The organism is Aliarcobacter thereius LMG 24486 (genome assembly GCF_004214815.1).
Lineage (GTDB): Bacteria > Campylobacterota > Campylobacteria > Campylobacterales > Arcobacteraceae > Aliarcobacter > Aliarcobacter thereius.
Genome location: NZ_CP035926.1, coordinates 1110306 through 1132210, shown reverse-complemented (window position 1 = coordinate 1132210; position 21905 = coordinate 1110306). Strand labels below are relative to the sequence as shown.

General features: G+C 26.1%; 22 protein-coding genes and 2 CRISPR repeat arrays. Of the genes, 21 read left to right on the top strand and 1 reads right to left on the bottom strand.

The window, feature by feature from the left end; all coding sequences use genetic code 11:
* Positions 1-14 precede the first annotated feature (14 nt).
* From csx20 to ATH_RS05735, 21 genes are all read left to right on the top strand, one after another.
* Entirely contained in the window at positions 15-398 is a 384-nt protein-coding gene (gene csx20, locus ATH_RS05825) for a CRISPR-associated protein Csx20 (protein WP_066177156.1), read from the top strand.
* Positions 399-421: 23 nt separating this feature from the next.
* Complete coding sequence (locus ATH_RS05820; protein ID WP_066390317.1) at positions 422-790, top strand: hypothetical protein; 369 nt, start codon at positions 422-424, stop codon at positions 788-790.
* The gene (cas6, locus tag ATH_RS05815) at positions 765-1547 is read left to right on the top strand and encodes a CRISPR system precrRNA processing endoribonuclease RAMP protein Cas6 (RefSeq protein WP_083202020.1); all 783 of its coding nucleotides are present in this window, start codon (positions 765-767) and stop codon (positions 1545-1547) included. Before ATH_RS05820 ends, cas6 begins: the two co-directional genes overlap by 26 nt.
* Positions 1548-2948, top strand: a complete 1401-nt coding sequence (locus ATH_RS05810; RefSeq protein WP_225351851.1) for a Cas10/Cmr2 second palm domain-containing protein — start codon at positions 1548-1550, stop codon at positions 2946-2948.
* Positions 2938-3459 carry an RAMP superfamily CRISPR-associated protein gene (locus ATH_RS05805; RefSeq protein WP_066177150.1) on the top strand — a complete coding sequence of 174 codons (522 nt, stop codon included), beginning with the start codon at positions 2938-2940 and terminating at the stop codon, positions 3457-3459. Before ATH_RS05810 ends, ATH_RS05805 begins: the two co-directional genes overlap by 11 nt.
* Complete coding sequence (locus tag ATH_RS05800; protein WP_066177147.1) at positions 3456-4847, top strand: hypothetical protein; 1392 nt, start codon at positions 3456-3458, stop codon at positions 4845-4847. Before ATH_RS05805 ends, ATH_RS05800 begins: the two co-directional genes overlap by 4 nt.
* A complete protein-coding gene (locus ATH_RS05795; RefSeq protein WP_066390320.1) occupies positions 4837-6126 on the top strand; it encodes an RAMP superfamily CRISPR-associated protein in 1290 nt (429 codons plus the stop codon). Before ATH_RS05800 ends, ATH_RS05795 begins: the two co-directional genes overlap by 11 nt.
* Entirely contained in the window at positions 6123-6545 is a 423-nt protein-coding gene (locus tag ATH_RS05790; protein ID WP_066177140.1) for a TIGR04423 family type III CRISPR-associated protein, read from the top strand. The genes ATH_RS05795 and ATH_RS05790 overlap by 4 nt, the downstream gene beginning before the upstream one ends.
* Positions 6542-8929 (top strand): TIGR03986 family type III CRISPR-associated RAMP protein, encoded by a 2388-nt coding sequence (locus ATH_RS05785; protein WP_066390322.1) that lies wholly within the window; start codon positions 6542-6544, stop codon positions 8927-8929. The genes ATH_RS05790 and ATH_RS05785 overlap by 4 nt, the downstream gene beginning before the upstream one ends.
* Before the next feature lie 16 nt (positions 8930-8945).
* On the top strand, positions 8946-10190 hold the full coding sequence (locus tag ATH_RS05780; protein WP_066177135.1) for a TM1812 family CRISPR-associated protein: 1245 nt from the start codon (positions 8946-8948) through the stop codon (positions 10188-10190).
* A gap of 59 nt (positions 10191-10249) precedes the next feature.
* A complete protein-coding gene (locus tag ATH_RS10010) occupies positions 10250-10378 on the top strand; it encodes a hypothetical protein (RefSeq protein ID WP_257122330.1) in 129 nt (42 codons plus the stop codon).
* Positions 10368-12602 carry a CRISPR-associated endonuclease Cas1 gene (cas1, locus tag ATH_RS05775; RefSeq protein ID WP_066177132.1) on the top strand — a complete coding sequence of 745 codons (2235 nt, stop codon included), beginning with the start codon at positions 10368-10370 and terminating at the stop codon, positions 12600-12602. Before ATH_RS10010 ends, cas1 begins: the two co-directional genes overlap by 11 nt.
* A gap of 32 nt (positions 12603-12634) precedes the next feature.
* Positions 12635-12910 carry a CRISPR-associated endonuclease Cas2 gene (gene cas2 / locus ATH_RS05770; RefSeq protein ID WP_066177130.1) on the top strand — a complete coding sequence of 92 codons (276 nt, stop codon included), beginning with the start codon at positions 12635-12637 and terminating at the stop codon, positions 12908-12910.
* A 403-nt stretch (positions 12911-13313) separates the two neighbouring features.
* A CRISPR array of direct repeats spans positions 13314-13655; the repeat unit is 37 nt; unit sequence ATTCAATAACAATGACCCGATTTAAGGGGATTAAGAC.
* A gap of 102 nt (positions 13656-13757) precedes the next feature.
* Positions 13758-15713: direct repeats of the CRISPR family, unit length 37 nt; unit sequence ATTCAATAACAATGACCCGATTTAAGGGGATTAAGAC.
* A gap of 364 nt (positions 15714-16077) precedes the next feature.
* Positions 16078-16461 carry a hypothetical protein gene (locus ATH_RS05765; RefSeq protein WP_066177127.1) on the top strand — a complete coding sequence of 128 codons (384 nt, stop codon included), beginning with the start codon at positions 16078-16080 and terminating at the stop codon, positions 16459-16461.
* A 12-nt stretch (positions 16462-16473) separates the two neighbouring features.
* Positions 16474-16641: a hypothetical protein gene (locus ATH_RS09875; RefSeq protein ID WP_165595722.1), complete on the top strand. Its 168-nt coding sequence runs from the start codon at positions 16474-16476 to the stop codon at positions 16639-16641.
* A gap of 47 nt (positions 16642-16688) precedes the next feature.
* Positions 16689-17060: a hypothetical protein gene (locus tag ATH_RS05760; RefSeq protein WP_066177124.1), complete on the top strand. Its 372-nt coding sequence runs from the start codon at positions 16689-16691 to the stop codon at positions 17058-17060.
* A 76-nt stretch (positions 17061-17136) separates the two neighbouring features.
* Positions 17137-17658, top strand: coding sequence for a porin family protein (locus ATH_RS05755; protein ID WP_066174358.1), 522 nt, complete (start codon positions 17137-17139; stop codon positions 17656-17658).
* Between the two features lie 125 nt (positions 17659-17783).
* On the top strand, positions 17784-17966 hold the full coding sequence (locus ATH_RS05750) for a hypothetical protein (RefSeq protein WP_066179358.1): 183 nt from the start codon (positions 17784-17786) through the stop codon (positions 17964-17966).
* 49 nt (positions 17967-18015) lie between these two features.
* Complete coding sequence (locus ATH_RS05745) at positions 18016-18939, top strand: WYL domain-containing protein (protein WP_066390329.1); 924 nt, start codon at positions 18016-18018, stop codon at positions 18937-18939.
* Positions 18936-20462, top strand: coding sequence for a B12-binding domain-containing radical SAM protein (locus tag ATH_RS05740; protein WP_225351808.1), 1527 nt, complete (start codon positions 18936-18938; stop codon positions 20460-20462). Before ATH_RS05745 ends, ATH_RS05740 begins: the two co-directional genes overlap by 4 nt.
* Positions 20455-21153 carry a DUF481 domain-containing protein gene (locus ATH_RS05735; RefSeq protein WP_167543000.1) on the top strand — a complete coding sequence of 233 codons (699 nt, stop codon included), beginning with the start codon at positions 20455-20457 and terminating at the stop codon, positions 21151-21153. Before ATH_RS05740 ends, ATH_RS05735 begins: the two co-directional genes overlap by 8 nt.
* Positions 21154-21196: 43 nt before the next feature.
* Here ATH_RS05735 and ATH_RS05730 read toward each other — a convergent pair whose 3' ends face one another.
* On the bottom strand, positions 21197-21856 hold the full coding sequence (locus ATH_RS05730; RefSeq protein WP_066390331.1) for a hypothetical protein: 660 nt from the start codon (positions 21854-21856) through the stop codon (positions 21197-21199).
* Positions 21857-21905 lie beyond the last annotated feature (49 nt).

Genomic DNA, 21905 nt, shown 5'->3' with positions numbered 1-21905 from the left:
GGGGAAATAACAATATGAAAAATATGTTTTTATTTTTTTCGCATCAGCTTACAGAAGAGCAAAAAAAAGATGCAGAAAAACATTTTGATATAGATAATTTTATCAATCTTCCACAAAACTTACAAGAAATTTTTAGTAATGTTCCAAATGATTTAGAAAACTTAGATAACTATATAAAACCAATTAAAGAGTTTTTAAAAGAAAATGCGAAAAAAGATGATTTGGTTTTAATTCAAGGTGATTTTGGAGTTACATATATTTTGGTAAATTTTGCAAAAAGTTTATATCTAAATCCAGTGTATTCAACTACAAGTAGAGTTGTCCAAGAGTTTGAAGAAGGAGGGAAACTTATAAAAAAATCAATATTTAAACATCAAATGTTTAGAAAATATGAGTAGAAAATTAAAAAATAAGGAAAAAAATGTTTGATTATATATTTAAATTAATTACGGATGCTACAGTTTGGTTTACTTTTTTTACTATGTTATTAATGATTTTTAATACATATCGATTGAAAAAAAGAATGAATAAAATAGAAATCTATTTTAATGATATAAAATTGCCAATCCCAATATTAAGAAAAGAGTGCACAAGAAGTGAAGTTCAAGGTGTTCTAGGAGTTTTTAGAAAAGATATGAGCAAACAATATCACATTGAATTTATGGGAACAATAGAGTATTTAAATAGACTTACAAGTGTTCAAAATAATAAGTCAAATAAATTAGTGATTGAAATAAGAGAAAAAGAGTTGGAACAGTTTAAAGATGAACTATACAAAACTAACAATTAAAATAAATAGTAGTGATAAACCACCATATTTTGTGGGTTCACAACTTCGTGGTGCTTTTGGCTATGCACTTAAAAATATAAATAGTGAACTATTTAATATATTTTTCGAGCAAAAAAACACTACTCACAAATATAGATTTGATATTCGTTTGGGACTTAATGTTTATGAGTTTTCATTTTATCTTTTTGAAGATGATGAGAACTATATTTTTGATTGTATTACTGCTTTTCATGAGATGTTTACAAATGTAGGATTAGGTAGAAACAATCAAAAATTCTATGATTTTGATATCTTTTTAAATAAAAAAGAGATTTGTAGAAATGGTAAATTAAACAAAATTGTAGCAAAGCAAAAAGAGTTTAAAACTTCAAAATACAAAAAAGAGATTATATTAAGATTTGATACTCCACTTAGAATTAAAAAAGATAATAAATTTGTAAGTGATGAAAATATTGAATTGGATTCTATTTTAAACTCTATTTATCAAAGAAGTTTAGCTTTACAAAATAAAGAGTTTAAAAGATTATCTTTCAAGCCAAAATATAAAATAAAATCAAAAGATATTTTTTTTAATGATTTAAAAAGGTTTAGCAATATTCAAAATAGTTCAATGCAATTTGGAGGAATAATGGGAGAGATGTGGATTTCTGATTTAGATGAGAGAAGTTATGAACTTTTAAAATTAGGTGAACTTATAGGAGTTGGGAAACAGACTGTTTTTGGTTTAGGAAAAATAACTATACAAGGAGTAAAATAGATGAGTGAATATTTATATGGAGCGTCGGTTCAAGGTATTCAAGAGTTTATATTTAAGACAAATAAACTAAAAGAGATAATAGGTGCGAGTAAGATTGTAAAAAACTTTGAAAAGATTATAGAAGAATTTGATGGATTAAAAGATAAACCAACTTTAATATTAAATGCAGCAGGAAATATTAGATTAAAAATTAAAAATAAAGAAGATTTAGAAAAAATAGTAAAATATCTTCCACAAAAAATCATGCTAGATGCATATGGAATTACAGTTTCTCAAGCAGTTGTAAAAATTGAAAATGACTATAAAAAGTCTTCAAGCAAGTTAGAAAAAAGATTAAAAATTCAAAGAAACAAAGCTTCAATACCTCTTGATTTAAATTTAAGTATCTTAAAGCTAAATCCAAAAACAGCCTTGCCACTTGTAAATAAAGAGTTTGATCAGGCATCATTTTTAAAAGATGAAGCTTTTGAAAAGTATAAGAAATCTAAAGAAGCAAAACAAGAAAACAATATCTATGATATAGAAAAACTGGCAAATAAAGATAATAAAGTAGCAATTATTCATATAGATGGAAATGGTTTAGGGAATATTGTAAAAGAGTTAAATGAAAAGGAAATGGTTGAATTTTCAGAAAAATTAGATAATGCTACAAAAGAAGCTTATAATGTAGCAAAAGAGTGTGTAGTAAAAAATGAAAAAGATGTTTTAAAAATAAGAAAAGTAATCCTAGATGGAGATGATTTAGCTGTTATTTGTGATGCTTCATCTGCACTTGATTTTACTATAAAGTTTTTAGAAGAGTTCGAAAATAAAACAAAAAAAATATATAAAGATTATGATTTAACAGCTTGTGCTGGAATTACTTTTTGTAACTCAAAATACCCATTTCACTATGCTATAAAATTAGCAGAAGATTTATGTTCATATGCTAAAAAAGATTCAAAAGCTGTTAATTCAAAACTTCCACCATCTTCACTTATGTTTCATAATATCCAAAGTTCAAATGTAGATAGCTTTTCAAAGTTTATTGAAGATGAGCTAAATATTGGAGATATTAGAATGGATTTTGGAGCATACTATTTACAAGGTATAGAGAATAAACCAAATATTAAAATACTACAAGAGATAGTAAAAGAGTTAAAAAAAGAGAACTCTCCAAAAGGAAAATTAAGAGATTGGCTAAGTACACTTAGTTTTGACAAAAAATTGGCAGAATCTGAACTAAAAAGAGTTGTAAAAATGGCAGAAGATAAAAAATGGAGGAGTGAAAATCTATCAAAATTATATAGTGGTTTAAGTTTAGAAAAGTTAATAGTACAAAAAGATGGAGTAGATAAATCTCCAATATATGATATTTTGCAAATAGAAAAAATATTAAAAGGAAATAAAGATGATATATAAGATTACATTTTTAGATTTTTGGCATTTAAGTAGTGGTCTTAGTGCTGGTGCAAAGTTTGATAGTATGGTTGTAAAAGACAAAAATAATCTTCCTTTTGTTCCTGCAAAAACTATGAAAGGACTTTTAAGAGAAATTGCTGAAGAATTAAGTAATCAAGCTTTTGTAAATATCTGTTTTGGAAATGAAGGGGTGAATTCTGGAGTTTGTTATTTTGGAAATGCAACACTTGAAAGTAAAACAAATGAAGAGATAGTAAAAAACAATCTTCAAAATGAGCTATATAAAGAGATAGCCTCTACTAAAATAGGAAAAAATGGTATAGCAGAAGATGGTAGTTTAAGAGAGATAGAGGTTGTAATACCTATTTCTTTATATGGAAAAATAGAAAATATCCCAAGTGAATTTGAAGAAGATATGAAAAATTCTCTAAAGCAGATAAAAAAAGTAGGGTTAAATAGAAATAGAGGATTAGGAAGATGTAAAATTGAAATTTTAGGAGATGTAAAATGAGAGAACAAAACTTTAAACTCACTTTTTTAACAGATATAGTCTTAAATAAAAGTTCAAATAGTGAAGGTAAAATAGATAGTTTAGATTATATAACAGGCTCTTCAATTTTGGGAATTTTGGCAAAAAACTATGATAGTTTTGAAAATCCAATAGATGTTTTTCATAGCAAAAAAGTCAGATTCATGGAAGCTATTCCACTATTTGATAATCAAATTACGTACAAAGTTCCTTTTTGTTTTTTTGCTCCAAAACTAGACTTTGAAAAAAAAGAGATAAAAAACAACCATTTTATAGATTATGAAAAACAAGATGTACTAGACAAGCAATATAAACAGCTAAGAACAGGATATATTACAAAAGAATTAGACTATTTCCACATAGATTATAACTATTCGCAAAAATCAGCATATGATAGTAAAAATAGAAAATCACAAGACACTACTATGTTTGGACACAGAGCTATAAAAGAGGGTGCAGTTTGGAAATTTTCTATAAAATTTGAAGATGATGTTACAAAAGATATTGAAGATAAAATCATAAACTTTATCTTAGGTGAAAAATATCTAGGTAAATCAAAAACAGCACAATATGGAAAAGTTTTAATAGAAAAGATAGATAGAAAAGATGAAAACATAGAAGATTTAAACATAAAAGAGATTACATATTTATATCTTAACTCATCAATGGCACTTTTAAATAAAAATAATATGCCAACATTTAATCCTACTATAGAAAATTTAGGACTAAGCTCTGGAGAGATAGATTGGGAAAAAACTCAAATAAGAACTTCAAGAGTAAACTACTTTAATAAAAAAAGAGAAAGCTTTGATTACACAAGACTAATTTTAGAAAAAGGAAGTGTAATAGCTATAAAAAGCTTTTCAAAAGATGATATAAAAACTATAAAAAATGGAGTTGGATTATATCTAAATGAAGGATATGGGGATATTTTAATAAATCCAAAATTTGTCTTAAATGAAAATGAATTTAGTTTAGTAAAAAAAGATTTTATATATGAAAACATTAAAAAATATGAAGATAAAGAAGATGAAACTTTACTAAGTTTTCTAAAAGAGAGACAAATAGAAAAAAAATCAAACTTAAGTGTTGGAGAAAAAGTTCAAAATTTTATAGATGAAAATTTGAAAAAGTTTGAAAAAATTTCAAACTCTCAATGGGGACAAATAAGAATGATAGTTCAGTTTCATCAAAATAGTAATAGCTATAAAGATAAGATTAAAGAGTTTATTACAAAGGGAACTTCAAAAAAACAGTGGGAGAGTGTAGAAAAGCTATTTTTTGAAACTTTAGATAAAGAGAGTATTGAGTTTATAAAAATATTATCAATGTTAATGCCAAAATCAAAAGGAACAAAAGATGAAAAATAGATTTATAGCACATATAGTAATAGAAGCAAAAACAGCTTTAAAAATCGGTTCAAATGGAAATAGCTATACTTTAGATAGTCCTATACAAAAAGATTGGAATGGCTTACCTATGATTTTAGGAACTTCTTTGGCTGGAGTTTTAAGAAAAGAGTTTGATGAAGTTTTGGCAAATAAGTTTTTTGGAACAGGAGATTTGGGTTCAAAAATAATTATTTCAAATGCACTACTTTTGAATGAAAAGCTTGAAGTAAATGAAACTTTACTTTTAGAATCACAAAAATCAGAGTTTTTACAAAATTTTATTGTTTTACCAATTCGTGAACATAATGCTATGAATGATAAAGGTGTTACAAAGAAAAATCATAAATTTGATGAAGAGGTAGTTTATAAAGGTAGTAGATTTAAATTTTCTATTGAGATGATAAAAGAAGATGATAAAGACGAAGAGAATTTTAAAAATATTTTAAAAGAGCTATATAAAAATAGTTTTAGAATAGGTTCTGGAAGTACAAAAGGTTTTGGACAAATAGAGATTAAATCCATTTTTTGGGATGAATTTGAAATAAATAGTGACAAGTATATCAACTTTTCAAGTAGTTTAAATGAAAAATTAGAAAAAGAGCTAAAGATAGAAGAGTATGAAGATAAGAACTATACAAAATATCAACTAAGCTTAATTCCTGATGATTTCTTTATGTTTGGAAGTGGATTTGGAGATGATGAAGCTGATATGACTCCTGTTTTTGAAAAAGTTGTTGATTATAAAAACGAAAAACTTAGCGAAAATAGAGTTTTAATCCCAGCTAGTAGTGTAAAAGGTGCAATTTCACATAGAACAACATATCACTATAATTTATCAAACGATTTTTTTATAGAAAATGAAGATGAGACTAAAAAACCAGTAGAAATAGTAGAAGCTATTTTTGGAGCAAAAAAAGATAAAGAAATAGATGGCTTCAAAGGAAATATACTTATTTCAGATATTTATTTAAATCAAACTAAGGAAAGAGACAATAAAGTTTTTGAGCATGTAAGTATTGATAGATTTACAGGTGGTGCAATAGATAGTGCACTGTTTCAAGAAAAAACAGTAGCTAGTAAAGAAGAGTTTATTTTAGAAATTTTACTAAACAATAAAGTAGAAGACAAAATAAGCATAGAAGCTTTTGAAAAAGCTTTAAAAGATATTACAACAGGTATGTTAAGTCTAGGTGGAGCCACTACAAAAGGGCATGGTGTTTTTAGTGGGAAAGTCTTAAAAAATGGAGTAGAAATATGAAAACATTAGAAGAGTTACAAAAGTTTTATGAAGAACTAAAAGATGAGTTTGTAGGATATATTCAAATGTCAGATAAAAAACTAGATGATATTTTTTCTACAAAACAAACTTTACCATCTTGGGATAGTTTGCATAGTGGTAAAAACTTTATATTAGAAGCTTGTTTATTCGATGGAGATAGAAGTATAATGATTAGGCAAATAGATGGAAGCTTTGTAGTAATAGATGAAAAAATCTCAAGTTATGAAAATATCACTTATGAGAGTTTTGTAGCAAAATCAAATGAAGAAAAGATTAATCTAAAAGCAAATATAGCACAAATATGGGAAGAAGAGGAAGATGAACTTTGTGAAGGTTTGAAAGTATTAAAACCAACAATTCAGCTCTTCTCTGGATTTGAAAAAGGAGAAAACAAATGATAACAGCACCATATAACTTTGTACCATTAAACAAAGAAGTTTATACTCCATATTGGGCAGATCTTGTAAGCCATGATGCACCATTTAAAGATGGTGAAAGCGGAGAGATAGATATAACTATTACTGCAAAAAGTCCTATATTTATAAAAGATAGTAAAGATGAAGAGCAGTTTTGTAATCACAATGGACAATACTATATTCCTAGTTCATCTATAAAAGGAATGGTAAGAAATGTTTTAGAGATTATGAGTTTTTCTAAACTAAGAGAAGAAGTATTTGATGATAATACATATGCTGTAAGGGATTTATCAAAATCTAATAATTTTTATATGACAGAGATGAGTCAGCAAAACAATACAACATATTGTGGTTGGTTAAAAAAAGTAGATAGTGGATATATCATAGAAGATTGTGGAGTTCCTGGAAGAATTCATCATAATCAAATAGATTATGCTTTAAAAGTTGAATTTTCAAAATATTTTTCAAAATCAGATAATATATTCAAAGCTAATGATGGAAATCAAAAAACAGCTAAGTATAAGTATAAATTAGTTGGAGATAAATTCCATGAGATAACTCTATCGGAAAAATATTTTTCTGAAACAAATAAAAAATACGATAAAAGGGAGTTTTATAAATATGATAAAAATGGTAAAAATAAAGCCACTTTAGTTTTAACAGGACAACCAACACCAAGAGAAAATACAGGAAAAATGGGTGATGGAAAAGGCTTTGAATTTCTGTTTTTTGCACCTAAAGGAGAGCTTGAAGTTTCAAAAAAACTTATGGAAAAATTCAAATTTGCTTATTTTGATAAAAGAAAAACAGAACCAAAAGAGTCTCCAGATTGGACATACTGGAAAGAAAAATTAGAAAATGGAGAAAAAGTACCAGTATTTTTTCAAATAAATGAACAAAAAAGAGTTGAACACTTTGGTTTATCATATTTATATAAACTCTTTTATAATTTTAGTGTAAAAGATGGTATAGAAAATATCCATTATGAAGATAATTTAGATTTGACTCAAGCTATCTTTGGTTATATAAATAAAAGAAAAAATCTTGCTTTAAAAGGTAGAGTTATTTTTAGTCATTTTAAAGCAGTTGAAAACATAAAAGAGCTTAATAATAGAACTGAAGTTTTAGGGACTCCAAGAGCTTCATACTATCCAAACTATATAAGACAAAATAGAGATGACAAATATTCAACTTATATGGATGGAGATTTTAAAATATCAGGAAGAAAAAGATATCCAATTCATAAAAATGGAGTTAAATCAACAAAAGATACTGGAAATGAAAATATAGGAACTAATTTTAAACCCCTTGATAGAGGAGTTGTTTTTAAGGGTAAATTAAAATATCATAATATTAAAAAATTAGAGTTAGGAGCTATTTTATCGGCATTAACTTTTCATAATTCAAAAGATTGTTATCACAATATCGGTATGGCAAAATCTTTAGGATATGGGAAAATATCTTTGGACTTAGATAATTTTGAAAACATAGATGAATATTTAAGAGAGTTTGAATTAAATATCTCAAGTCAAATAGAAAATTGGTCTGAAAAAGATGAGATAAAAGAACTTTTAACAATGGCAAGTGAACAGGATAATAAAGGAAATTCAAAATTAGAGCATATGGAACTTGAAAATTTTGCAAAAGTTAAAAATGCTATAGAAAGTTTGAAGCAATATAGTAAGCTAGATGGTATTAAAATAAAAACTTTAGAAACAAAACTAAAAAGTGAAGATAAAGAGCTTGTAAACAAAATTTTTGAAGAAGATAGATTAAAAATAGAGCAAATAAAAGAGACTGAGAAACAAAAAGCACAACTTGAAAAAGATTGGAATATTGTAATATCTTCAACAAATATTGATACACTAAAAAAATTTATAGAGAAATATCCAAACGAACTAGAAAAAATAGGCAAGATAGATCAAGCAATATCTAAACTAGAAGATAAAGAGAAGCAAGAAAAAGAAGAAAAAAGGCAAAAAGAAGCCAATGAAAAATGGCTTTCTATAAAAAAACTTGAAAGTAAGTTTATGCAAAAAGCCTTAGAAGACTTTATCTCAAATTATCCATATTTTAAAGATATTGCAATAGTACAAAAAGAGCTTGAAAACTTTTCAAAATCTTCAAAATCATCAAGTTCAAATATAAGCTTAGATGATTTGAAAAAAGCAAAAGATGGAAAAAGAGTAAAGACTATTTTAGAGAAACTTAAAAACATAGATGATAATCAAAAAAATGAGATTGTAGAGATTGTTAAAGAACTTTATTCAACTTTAGGGAAAGAGCAAAAAAACTTCTTCAAAGATGCACAAATAGGAAGATTTTTAGGTAAAGAATTAGAAGAAAAATTAAAAAATAGTATATAGAGACTAAAGGGTAAAAATGGGATTAAAAATTGTTAAAAAATTAAATTCACAAAATAAGATAGAAAAAACAAAAGCTGTTATTACTATTTTAGGATTAATTGGTGGAGATGACCGACATGAAAAAGCAAATTACTATTATGAGGATAGAAAAGAACTAATAAAAGAGGATTTTAGTACTTTCCCTCTTCTTATAAAAGAGTATTCAAAAAACTTTGATATAGTTCCCATTTTTACAAAAGAGGCAAAAGAAGAAAATATTAAAGTTTTAAAAAAAGAGGCTTTGTCTTTTAATAATTTTAAAGAATCTTGCTTTATAGAAGATGATAAGAATTTTGAAGATGTTTTTAAAATCATTAATGAATCTATAAGCTTTTATGATGAGGTAATAGTAGATGTTTCACACGGTTTTAGACACTTACCTATTTTGATGATTGTAGATTTAATAATCCAAAATTTCCAAGATACCTCTAAAATATCTAAAATACTTTTTGCAAAAGAGATAAAAAAGTTTAAAGAGTATGAGATAATAGATTTGAAAAAATATCTAGACCTAGCAAATATCTCTTTTGTACTTACAACATTTGAAAAAAACTACACCGTTGCAAGTCATATAAAATCAAAAGATTATGAAAAGCTTTTAAAAGAGTTAAATGACTTTTCAAATGATTTAATGGCATTAAATGTTGGAAATCTTTTTAAAACTTCAAAAAAACTAATAGATGAGTTGGACAAAATAGAAGATATTTCAATTAAAACTCAATCTAAAAAACTAAAAAAAGTTATAGAAAGGCTTATGAAATTTGATGAAAATAAAATGTATGAGTTCTATTATAATTTATCAAAAGATCTATTTGAAAAAAACTATATTCTTCTAAGTCTATCTCTTTTATATGAAAGTACAGTTTTATATATTATTTATGATATTCAAACAAAAAATAGAGATATTTATAAAAAACTAGAAGAGGATTTTAAAAAAACAAAAAAAGATAGTTATATATATCATTTGGGAAATTTATTAAAGAATTTATATAAAAACTATGAAGATAATAAACAAGTTAATAGATATATAATAAATCAAAATGAATATAAATTACTTCAGAATACACATAAAAATTTAAATATAAAAACATTGCTACAAGAAATAAACAATAAAAGAAATGATCTAGCACATGCAAACTCTGTCAAATCTTTTCAAGATATAAATAAAGAAGTAAAAAATCTTATATTTAAATATGAAACTCAAGTTATAAATAAAAGATAAAACGACATATATTGTCAAGAATTTCATATATAATCCTCAAAAATAAAAAGGAATTATCTATGAAAACAACTTTAACAATAAAAACAAATGAAATAAAAACAAGAATTGTTTGGGGTTTTAAACCAACAACTAGAATCAAACCTAGTAAAAAAGTATATAGTAGGAAAAAAAAGGATTATGTTTATTAAACATTTAGAAGAGATATTTACAAAAGAGAATTTAAAATCTTCATATTTACAAATTTCTTCAACTACAAAGGGAATAGATGAAGTTTCATATGAAGAATTTAATAAAGAACTTACAAAAAATCTTCAAAATATTATAGAACTTATTTTTAATAATAAATACTCTCCAGAACCACTCAAAAAAATAGAAATTGAAAAAGAAAACAGCTCTAAAAAAAGACCAATAGCATTGAGTAGTTTGAAAGATAAGATTATTCAAAAAACTTTATACATATCTTTAAACGACTATTTTGATAATACATTTAGTGATAAATCATATGCTTATAGAAAAGGAAAATCTACATTAAAAGCTGTAAATAGAGTTGTGAATTTGATTCAAGAAAAAAATCATTGGATTTTAAAAACAGATATAAAAGATTTTTTTGAAAATATAAATCATGAAAAACTATTAAAAATATTAGAAAGACAAATTGAAGATAAAAGAATTATTAGATTGATTGCACTTTTTATACAAACAGGATCATTTAAAAAACATGATTTTATAGAGCATAATTTAGGAGTTCATCAAGGAGATATTTTATCCCCATTATTATCAAATATATATTTAGATCTTATGGATAGATTTTTAGAGAAACAAAATATAGCTTTTGTAAGGTTTGCAGATGATTTTGTAATACTTACAGAAGATGAAAAAAAAGCTATAGAGTATCAAGAACAGCTTGAATTGTTTTTAAAAAGTATTGATTTGTCTTTGAATTTAGATAAAACATATATCTCTCATATAAAAGATGGATTTAGTTTTTTAGGAGTGGAGTTTGTAGGTAAAAATAGATTTGTAGATAATGAACGACTTCAAAAAACTATCTCAAATATAATACAGATGTCAAAAAGAAGAACAACTTTAAAAGAGTTTATAGAAGAGTTAAATATTTATCTATATACTTTAAAAAACTACTATTTGAAAATTATAATACCAAATTCTACTCAACATCAACTATTAAAAGATGCAGTTATAGAATCAACTTCACATAAAGTATATATAAATAAAGAAAATAAGATTATTATTACTAAAAAACAATTTAGGATCTTTTTAGAACATCTTAAATTAGATCTATTATTTGATGATGTAGAGATAAAAGACAAAATAGATTTAATAATAGCAAAAGCCTTTGAACAATATCTAGCAAATAAATCATATAAAGAGACAAAAACTTTAGTAGATAAAAAAAAGAATACTTATGCAAAAAAATTTGCAAATGATTCTACTATACATATAGCTCAACAAGGCTTGTTCCTAGGTATCTCAAAAAACAAGTTTGTTGTAAAAGAGTATGGAAAAATTCAAAATAGTTTTGCCATTGACAAAGTAAATAGGATTATTTTAGAAGGAGAAGGAATACTTTTATCTACTAACATTATAAAAAGATGTACACAAAATAAAATCACAATAGATTTTATAAATCGTGATTCAATCTCTTATGCCTCTTTAATTACTAATAAAACAGCTGTTGCTCAAAATATAAATAAACAATCAAAAATTTTAAATACAGATTTTCAAATAGAATTAGCAAAACAGTTTATTTTTGGAAAAGCAAAAAATCAATTAAATTATATAAAATACTTAAATAAATATCATAAAATATTGACTGATAATATCATTAAAATTGAAAGAATAGTAAATTTAAAAATAAAACATTCAAAAACAGTTCAAGAGCTTATGGGATATGAAGGATCAATATCGGCTATATATTGGCAAAGTTTAAGAGCAATTATTCAAATACCTTTTGAAAAAAGAGTTACTTATGGAGCAAAAGATATTGTAAATAGCTCTTTAAATTATGCATATGCAATACTATATGGTAAAGTTCAGCACTATTTAGTTCATGCAGGACTTAGTCTAAATATCTCTTTTCTTCACTCAATAGATGTAAATAAACCAACTCTTACATTTGATATGATAGAAGAGTTTAGAACTTTTATTGTAGATAGAACAATAATCTCCATGTTAAACAAAGATATAGAAATAAAGCTAGATAAAGATGGACTTCTTACAAAAGCTTCCAGACAATTAATATCTAAAAATATAAAAGAGAAATTAGGAAGTTATACTATGTGGAAAAAAGAGTCTATAAAAGTAGAAAATATCATTCAAATACAATGTTATAGCCTAGCTAAAACAATAGATGATAATAAAATTCCATATAAACCATTTATAGGAAAATTTTAAAATCTATTTTAATTTTAATAAGAAAGAAAAAAATGAAATATTTAATAACTTATGATATAGAAAATAATAAACGAAGAAAAAAAGTTTCAGATGAATTAGAAGCCTTTGGATATAGAGTAAATTATTCAGTTTTTGAGTGTGAATTAAATAAAACAAAATTTAATAAATTAGTTAAAACTTTAGAAGAAATAATAGACAAAAAATCAGATAGTTTACGACTATATCATCTTTGTGAGAGTTGTATTCCAAAATCTTTTGAGCTTTGTAATAGGGAGGAAATTTTTGAAAAAAAAGAGTATTTTATATAAAAAATAGTTTGCGAACTTTTTTTGACTGATTTAAGGGCTTTTAAGCTAAACTTCAAGATAAAAAGTTCGCAAACCTATGTTTTATAAAAGTTAATATATAGGTTTGCGAGCTTTTAGTTTTGTTTAAGATTTAAAATGCCATTTTATGGTACTTCTGAAACTTAAATAAAGCTAAAAAATAGAAAATCTCTATTTTTGAGTTTTTTATCTTTTGGTTTGCGAACTTTTTTTATAAGAAAAAGTCCATAAAATCGAGTTTTTTAACAATTTATTGTCAAAACACTAGAGTTGCTTTTTTAAAAATGGTATATATTTGCGAACTTTTTTGATACATTATGAGTATATAGTAATTTTAAGTAAAGATTAAATACTATTTTAGCTGTGAAAAATGGATTTAATGGCTATTCAATAACAATGACCCGATTTAAGGGGATTAAGACTTTAAATAAACAGATTTTAACATTAACAGGGATATAGGAAATTCAATAACAATGACCCGATTTAAGGGGATTAAGACATCTATGCTATTATAACTAGCAAAGTTGCTTCTATCAATTCAATAACAATGACCCGATTTAAGGGGATTAAGACAATATTCTGTTCCCAAAAAAGCCCCAACTATTACAGGTAATTCAATAACAATGACCCGATTTAAGGGGATTAAGACGTTGGATTTTATTTAAAATATTAGGGTTGCACAAAGTACAAATTCAATAACAATGACCCGATTTAAGGGGATTAAGACTTGAATCTTCATGATTCAACTCTTTGAGTTTAATGCCTGGCACTAAAATCACCCACTTTCATTAAGACTTGAATCTTCATGATTCAACTCTTTGAGACATAGGATTCAATAACAATGACCCGATTTAAGGGGATTAAGACCTACATATAGGCTAAAAAACTTTTCGTTTGTATGTCATTCAATAACAATGACCCGATTTAAGGGGATTAAGACTTTTTCCATGAATAAAATGGAAAACCATAACTGCTTTCATTCAATAACAATGACCCGATTTAAGGGGATTAAGACTCTCTTTTTAGAGACCCTAAATTTTCTAAACCAATTCAATAACAATGACCCGATTTAAGGGGATTAAGACTTTGAACACAGCCTGCAAACCGTTTGCTAGGTTTGCTCCATTCAATAACAATGACCCGATTTAAGGGGATTAAGACAAAAGGAACAACCACAGAACAGTGGTTTCCTTTTAAATTCAATAACAATGACCCGATTTAAGGGGATTAAGACATGTCCCTTCGCTCTCAGGAGCTAATTTCCAATCAAATTCAATAACAATGACCCGATTTAAGGGGATTAAGACATTTCCCTCCACAATCTCAGAAGATATAGGGAAGCCAGAAAATTCAATAACAATGACCCGATTTAAGGGGATTAAGACACATCTGTTCCATAAAAGAAGTTTGCTTCTTTTACGATTCAATAACAATGACCCGATTTAAGGGGATTAAGACAAGATATAAATCCTCTTTTATTTCTTTTAGTTCTATTCAATAACAATGACCCGATTTAAGGGGATTAAGACTTCATCCAGCAGTTTTAAAAGAAGATATAAATCTTATTCAATAACAATGACCCGATTTAAGGGGATTAAGACAAGAGAATAAATCCTCATCTTTAACACTTTTTGAATTCAATAACAATGACCCGATTTAAGGGGATTAAGACAACTATGAAAAAGATAATGCGTAAGCTATTTGCTTATTCAATAACAATGACCCGATTTAAGGGGATTAAGACTACTTTTATAGAATTTATCCTATGTTTTTGTGGATTCAATAACAATGACCCGATTTAAGGGGATTAAGACGAAGAATCCTTTTTGATATGCAAGTTGTTGCATACATTCAATAACAATGACCCGATTTAAGGGGATTAAGACTTTGTATCAGGGGCAATGCAATCTGTTCTTCCCAATTCTATTCAATAACAATGACCCGATTTAAGGGGATTAAGACATGCTTAAATTAATTTTAGCTATTTGCTCTAATACATTCAATAACAATGACCCGATTTAAGGGGATTAAGACGTTCTGAACTTTGCCTCAAAAGTTTTTCTATCAAACTTATTCAATAACAATGACCCGATTTAAGGGGATTAAGACTTTGCTCGTAAGCATCCTCGTTAATTATATTTGAGAAAAAATTCAATAACAATGACCCGATTTAAGGGGATTAAGACTCAAATTTTTCTTCAAGCCTTATTGTCTCTTCTCTAGATTCAATAACAATGACCCGATTTAAGGGGATTAAGACAATGTATCAAAAAAATTTTTTGATGTCGAAGATGCGTTAATAAATTCAATAACAATGACCCGATTTAAGGGGATTAAGACTTCGTAGATTTCTACGACATACTGAGTATCATTTAGAAGATTCAATAACAATGACCCGATTTAAGGGGATTAAGACGATAATAACCAAATTATATCTAACATTTCACAAACTGATTCAATAACAATGACCCGATTTAAGGGGATTAAGACTTTAACTTTGGCTTGAAGCCAAATATCTCTTCCAACCACATTCAATAACAATGACCCGATTTAAGGGGATTAAGACTTGAAGCCAAATGTCGTTACCAACTATCATAAAGTTATTCAATAACAATGACCCGATTTAAGGGGATTAAGACCATCCTCGTTGTTAGCATATGAGCCAAAGTTTATATATTCAATAACAATGACCCGATTTAAGGGGATTAAGACCTATTTCAAAAAGCTTATTATAGATTGTGTCTATAAATTCAATAACAATGACCCGATTTAAGGGGATTAAGACGCTTTTCGCGAAATAATCTGCAACCTTTAAGACTATTCAATAACAATGACCCGATTATTTTTGCCTTTGGCAAATTCAGTCATCACTAAAAATTACGAAAAGCTAAAGCTTATTCTATTTTTAGGACTCAGAAGAGGGGATTTATAGAAATGGAATTTTTATCAATACTTGCTTTGCAATATTTCCTTCTAAGCTATTCTATCAATAAAGCAGGTGGTGAAATTAAAATAAAGATTTGACTAAAGTCTAATTTCGAAACTAAGAATTAATTTTTTTCTTGAGGTAAAATTATATAAAATAAATTTAACGACAGTTTCTGTCAAAAAGATATATTAGAATTCTTCCAAATTAAAAGGGAGAAAAAATGAAAAAATCAATTATCTTATCACTCGTTTTAATAGGAAGTTCAAATCTATTATTTGCAAGTAATAAAGTATATAGTACTAATTTAGAGTATCACTATAATTATGGTAATAAAAAATGTTTAAAAACAGATTTCTCAGCAAAAAGAGAGATTATGAATATGCTTAATGAGGGTGAAGCATATAAAGAAGATGAATTCTTTACAGATGCAGGAGATATTATAGAAATAACAACAAGCAAAAATTCATATTTTTCAATGATGACTTCTTATGGTGCTTGTAGATTATTTGAAGATATTGTTATAAAAAAAATGGATGCAAAAAAGCTTGATGCAAAAACATATAAAGATCTTAAAGATCCAGCACTTAAAGATAAAAAGAAATAAAAAGGTAAAAAGATGGAAATACTTATAATAGGTAGTTTTATATGCTTTGCTATATTTGTTGTTTACAGAATAATATCAAATATAATTTCTGGAAACAGTGATGATTCTGATGATGATTATTGGATATGGTATATGATGGAAGAAGAAAGAAGAAGACAAGAAGATGATAACTCTTTTTAAATAATAGGGATTTAAATTAATAAAATAAAACACACAAAAGGAAAAATATGAAAAAAATTATCTCAACACTACTACTTACAACAACACTATCTACAACTTTGTTTGCAGATTGTGAAGTTTTAAATTTTGGAGAACCAAACCAAAATCCTATAAAATTACTTGGAACAAATGAAGTACCAAAAGTTGTGAACTACAATGCTTATAGTGCTTCAAAGCCTATTGCATACTATGATTCAAAAAACAAAATGCAGATAAAATCATTTACAGATGCATATGGTGAATTTTTTAGATATGTAAGAGATAGTGCTATAGAAGATTGTAAAGAGGGTGGTTATAAAGAGATTGCAAATGTAGATATTAAGTTTCAAATAGATGAAAGATATTACTATTTTGCAGCAACATTAAATTATATTAAATAAATATAAAACGACAAATTTTGTCAAGAAAATAAAATATAATTCTTTACAAAAAAATTAAACACAAAAAGGAAAAAATATGAAAATAATTACAAAAGTAGCTTTAGCATCTATGCTTTTTGCAGGTTCTTTAAGTGCAAATTCAGTTGCACACTTTGGTATTACAGCAGTGAATTCAGATGTAAAATTGGAAAATGGAGATAAATTTACAGAGTATGGATTTACTTTTGGTGCTACAAAATATTTTGATTCAAATATTTTACTTGGAGTTGATGCTTCAGTTACATTTGGTAGTATGGATTTCACTTCAGGTGGAGAGACTAAATCTATATTAATGACAGGATTATCAGCAGAAGCAAGAGCTGGTTATTCTTTTTTTGATAGAAAACTTGATCTTTATGCTGCTATTGGTTACGGTGGACAAGGATTTGACAATGGTGAATCAAATGCTGCTGGTTTAGGTTATGGTGCTGGGATTCAATATAACTTTGCTGAGCATTGGGCAGTAGCAGCTGATTATAGAAAATATGATATGGATTTCGAAGGTTTAGTTGATTATGATTTAAACAGAGTTGGATTTTCACTTAAATATAGATATTAAAATTAGTCAAACAAAAGTTTGACTAATTAAAAAAATAATAATAACTGACAAATAAAAAGATAAAACGACAAATTTGTCAAACTTTTTGTATTTGGTTTTATATTTATATAGTTGTTCGTTTAGAGATGAAGCTTTTATCAAAGTTTTTTTATGATTTTGTAAGAAAACACTATTTCAAAATAGTTTATATTCAAACAATTCCTCTTGCATTTATTATATCTTCATACAAAACAGAAGAGTTTGAACCAATTTTCTCTATGACAATTTCAATATTGATTGAGTTACTTTTTAAATGGCTATTTACATAATTTAGTCTCAAATAGGTATAATACAAACTTTTAAAAAAGAGGTAAAAACTTGCAAACAAAAAAATCAATACTTCAACTACAACTTTTAAAAGAGCTTTTAGAGGGAAAAAAGATCTCTCTTAAAGTTTTCTCTTCAAAATATGATTTAAGTATTAGAACAGCTCAAAGATATATTGAAGATATAATTGAAATTTTTGAAGAAAATCTTATAAAAGATAGTGAATATTATAGTTTTATTTCAAATTCAATATTAGAGACAAATATTTTAAATTTCAATAAAAAAGAGCTAGAAAATTTTGTAGATTTATACTCTTTACTTGATTTTGATTTTTCAAGAAATTTAGATGAAAAAGATAAAACTATACTTCAAAAGATGGAGAAAAAGTATTCTCAAGTTTATATGATAAAGCAAAATCCATTTGAACAATTTACACAAAAAAAAGATTTGTTGTTTGATATTAAAGATGCAATAAAAAATAGAAGATATACAAAAATAGAGTACACAAGTGATAAAAAATATATTTATGAACAAGCAAAGATTTTAAAAATAGTATTTGCTGAAGGAAATTTCTATTTAGCTATTTTGACAAATGAAGATATAAATAATGGTTTTAAATTTTTAAGATTAAGCTTTTTGGATAAAATTATTTTATATCCAAATAGTTTTAAAAAAGATTATGAAGCAGAAGATTTTTTAAAGAATTTTCAAACACTATTTTCAAACTATAAAAAAGAGCCATTTGAGGTAGTTTTAAAAGTAGATAATAAAATTAAAAGATTTTTTATAAATAAGAAGTTTCTATCTTCACAAAAAATAGTAGAAAATAAAGAAGATTTGATTTTGAGTTTTAAAGTTACAAATAGTATGGAAATATTACCTCTTGTTAAAAAATGGTTACCAAATATAAAAATAATATCTCCAAAAAATTTAAAAGATCAGTTGGAAAATGAATTAAGAGAGTATTTAAATTGAATATAGAAAAGAAAATAATATTAACAACACTAAACTCAAGATTTTCGCACTCAAGTCTATCTTTACGATATCTATTTGCAAACTTAAAAGAGCTAAAAGATGAAGCAAAGATATTGGAGTTTGTAATAAATAGTCAAAATCAAACTTTGGTTGAAGAGATTTTGGCATATAAACCAAAAATTGTATTAATCTCAACATATATTTGGAATGCAAATGATGTAGCAGAACTCGTAAAATATATAAAACTAATAAGCCCACAAACAATAGTTGCTTTGGGTGGTCCAGAAATTAGCCATTTACCACATAGAGTTGATTTTGAAAAAGCAGATTATTTTATGTTTGGAGAGGGTGAAGTAAGTGTTTATAACTTATGTAAAAATATTTTAGGTGGAATTAGACCAAAGGATAAAATAATAAGTGCAAAACCTGTTGAGTTTGACAAAATTGCTTTGCCTTATGATTATTATACAGATTTTGATATACAAAATAGACATATTTATATAGAAAGTAGCCGAGGATGTCCATTTACTTGTGAGTTTTGTCTTTCTAGTATTGATTCATCAATGAGATATTTGCCTATTGATGTTTTTTTAAATGAGATTGATAAGCTTTGGAATAGGGGAGCAAGAAATTATAAGTTTATAGATAGAACTTTTAATCTTAAAATATCTTTTGCAAAAGCTATTTTGGACTATTTTTTGGCAAAAGATGAGGACTATTTTTTACACTTTGAAGTAATTCCTGATAATTTTCCTCTTGAGTTAAGGGAGAGATTAAAACAGTTTAAAGCTGGGAGTTTACAGCTTGAAGTAGGAATACAAACTCTAAACTTAGATGTTGCAAAAAATATAAATAGAAATCTTAGAATTGAAAAAATAAAAGATAATCTAAAATTCCTAAGCCAAGAGACAAAAGCTCATATGCATATAGATTTGATTGTAGGACTTCCTAGTGAAACTATTGAGAGTTTTAGAGAAAATCTTGATTTATTGTACACTTTAAGTTCTGGAGAAATACAAATTGGAATATTAAAAAAACTTTCTGGAACGACCTTAAATAGGCATGATGAACTGCATGGAATGGTATATAATCCAAATCCGCCTTATGATATTTTAAAAAATAATTTGATAAATTTTGATTTAATGCAAGATATGAAACGCTTTGCAAGATTTTGGGATATAGTTTACAATAGTGGGAATTTTATAAAAACATCTAAACTATTATTCAAAGATGGCAAGGTTTTTGATGGTTTTTTTGCTTTTTCAAAATGGATTTACAAAAGAAGTGAAAGTACATTTAAAATCTCGCTTGATAGAGTTGCAGAGTATCTATTTGAATACTTAAGCCGTGATTATGAAGAGGAAATTTTGGTAAATACAATATTAGAAGATGTTATGGCAGTTGATGGAAGAAAAGTACCGCCATTTTTGAAGAAATTTAAAAAATATGAAAAAGAGTTTATACAAGTTGAATTAAAAAGAGCAAATAAAAGACAAGTTTTGAGGCTTGATGCCAGTGAGTAATTATAAAAAGTTGTTATTTATAACAATTTTTATCAACTCCTTATATGCAGAAAATCTTACAACAAAACTAGAACTCTCTTTCATAGAAACAAGTGGTAACACAAATACAAGCTCTCTTTCAGGAAAAATTGAGACAAATAAAAAGATAAACAAAGCTGAAATAAAAGCAAAAGCTTCTATCTTAAGAAGCAAAGATAATAATGAAAAATCAGCAAATAAATATGATGCCGAATTAAAATATGATCTTATGCTAGGTGAAAAATTTTATATATATTTAGGAACAAATTTTGTAAAAGATGAGTTTTCTGATTATGATTCAAGATTAAATATTGGTCCAGGAGTTGGATATAAGTTTATAAATACAGATAGACATCTTTTAGATATTCAAAGTGGTTTTGACTACTCTATTGATAAATTTAAAGATAAAGAACAAGAGGAGTATTTTGCTTCAAGAAGTGAATTAAACTATAAATATAAGATAAAAGATGATATTGAGTTTAAACAGATGATTAGCTATTTAAAATCATTAAAAGTAAAAGAGAGATACTTTATCACAAGTGAAACAGAGATAAATATTGAGATTATTGATAAGTTATCTTTGGGACTATCTTATAAAATAGATTATGTAAATCAAACAGAAAAAGAGAAAACAGATAAGAAGTTTTTAACATCTATAAAATACGAATTTTGATTTTATAAAGTAAAAGAGAAAAATCTCTTTTACTTAAAACTAATTAGTTTTTCCAATCTAAACCTTTGTCTATATTTAAGTTAAGAGTTAAGAAATGAACAGTTTTATCAAAAGCTTTACCATTTGATTCGCCTTTTGTATCATCCTCATATTTTGCTTGGATTAAATATCCACCTTTCCAAGGAGTGTTTATTGTAAATTCACCTTTATCATCTGTCATAAATTTTTTTGTCCAAGATGATGGAGAGATTACATTTATCTCCTTTTTTGCCAATGCTTTACCATCTAAAACTAGTTTAAAAATATTTTTATTAGCATCAACAGCTACAATATCAAATTTTGTAATAGCTTTTTTGCTTGAAATACCAGCTTTTGAATAAATTACTCTTTTTGTAGTAATATTTGTAGCTTTACTTAATCTTGGTTCTCCTTCTTGAACTACAACAATATCACTGTTTTTTGTTAAAGAATATGTTATGTTATTGTCATTTCTTTTTGTACTTTTTACAAACTCTTTAGGATAAGCAATACCTTCTTGAATTCTTTCAAAGTCTTTACCACTCTCTTTTTCATTTTCTGCATAATGACCAAAATATAATTTTGCTTCTTTTTTATTTTGATCTAGCTCTAGCCAGATTTCATGAGCATTTGCACCTAAAACTACTGCTGATGATAGCATCATGCTATAAACAAATTTTTTCATATAAACTCCTTTAAAATTAGAGATGAATATTACTATCATAATCTTAATA

Bases quoted from the DNA above. Each gene is read 5' to 3' on its own strand.
- ATH_RS05820 (WP_066390317.1), top strand. From the start codon at position 422: ATGTTTGATTATATATTTAAATTAATTACGGATGCTACAGTTTGGTTT.
- ATH_RS05795 (WP_066390320.1), top strand. From the start codon at position 4,837: ATGAAAAATAGATTTATAGCACATATAGTAATAGAAGCAAAAACAGCT.
- ATH_RS05790 (WP_066177140.1), top strand. From the start codon at position 6,123: ATGAAAACATTAGAAGAGTTACAAAAGTTTTATGAAGAACTAAAAGAT.
- ATH_RS09875 (WP_165595722.1), top strand. From the start codon at position 16,474: ATGGAAATACTTATAATAGGTAGTTTTATATGCTTTGCTATATTTGTT.
- ATH_RS10010 (WP_257122330.1), top strand. From the start codon at position 10,250: ATGAAAACAACTTTAACAATAAAAACAAATGAAATAAAAACAAGAATT.
- ATH_RS05800 (WP_066177147.1), top strand. From the start codon at position 3,456: ATGAGAGAACAAAACTTTAAACTCACTTTTTTAACAGATATAGTCTTA.
- ATH_RS05805 (WP_066177150.1), top strand. From the start codon at position 2,938: ATGATATATAAGATTACATTTTTAGATTTTTGGCATTTAAGTAGTGGT.
- cas2 (WP_066177130.1), top strand. From the start codon at position 12,635: ATGAAATATTTAATAACTTATGATATAGAAAATAATAAACGAAGAAAA.
- ATH_RS05750 (WP_066179358.1), top strand. From the start codon at position 17,784: ATGAAGCTTTTATCAAAGTTTTTTTATGATTTTGTAAGAAAACACTAT.
- cas6 (WP_083202020.1), top strand. From the start codon at position 765: ATGAACTATACAAAACTAACAATTAAAATAAATAGTAGTGATAAACCA.
- ATH_RS05810 (WP_225351851.1), top strand. From the start codon at position 1,548: ATGAGTGAATATTTATATGGAGCGTCGGTTCAAGGTATTCAAGAGTTT.
- ATH_RS05765 (WP_066177127.1), top strand. From the start codon at position 16,078: ATGAAAAAATCAATTATCTTATCACTCGTTTTAATAGGAAGTTCAAAT.
- cas1 (WP_066177132.1), top strand. From the start codon at position 10,368: ATGTTTATTAAACATTTAGAAGAGATATTTACAAAAGAGAATTTAAAA.
- ATH_RS05755 (WP_066174358.1), top strand. From the start codon at position 17,137: ATGAAAATAATTACAAAAGTAGCTTTAGCATCTATGCTTTTTGCAGGT.
- ATH_RS05730 (WP_066390331.1), bottom strand. From the start codon at position 21,856: ATGAAAAAATTTGTTTATAGCATGATGCTATCATCAGCAGTAGTTTTA.
- ATH_RS05780 (WP_066177135.1), top strand. From the start codon at position 8,946: ATGGGATTAAAAATTGTTAAAAAATTAAATTCACAAAATAAGATAGAA.
- csx20 (WP_066177156.1), top strand. From the start codon at position 15: ATGAAAAATATGTTTTTATTTTTTTCGCATCAGCTTACAGAAGAGCAA.
- ATH_RS05760 (WP_066177124.1), top strand. From the start codon at position 16,689: ATGAAAAAAATTATCTCAACACTACTACTTACAACAACACTATCTACA.
- ATH_RS05785 (WP_066390322.1), top strand. From the start codon at position 6,542: ATGATAACAGCACCATATAACTTTGTACCATTAAACAAAGAAGTTTAT.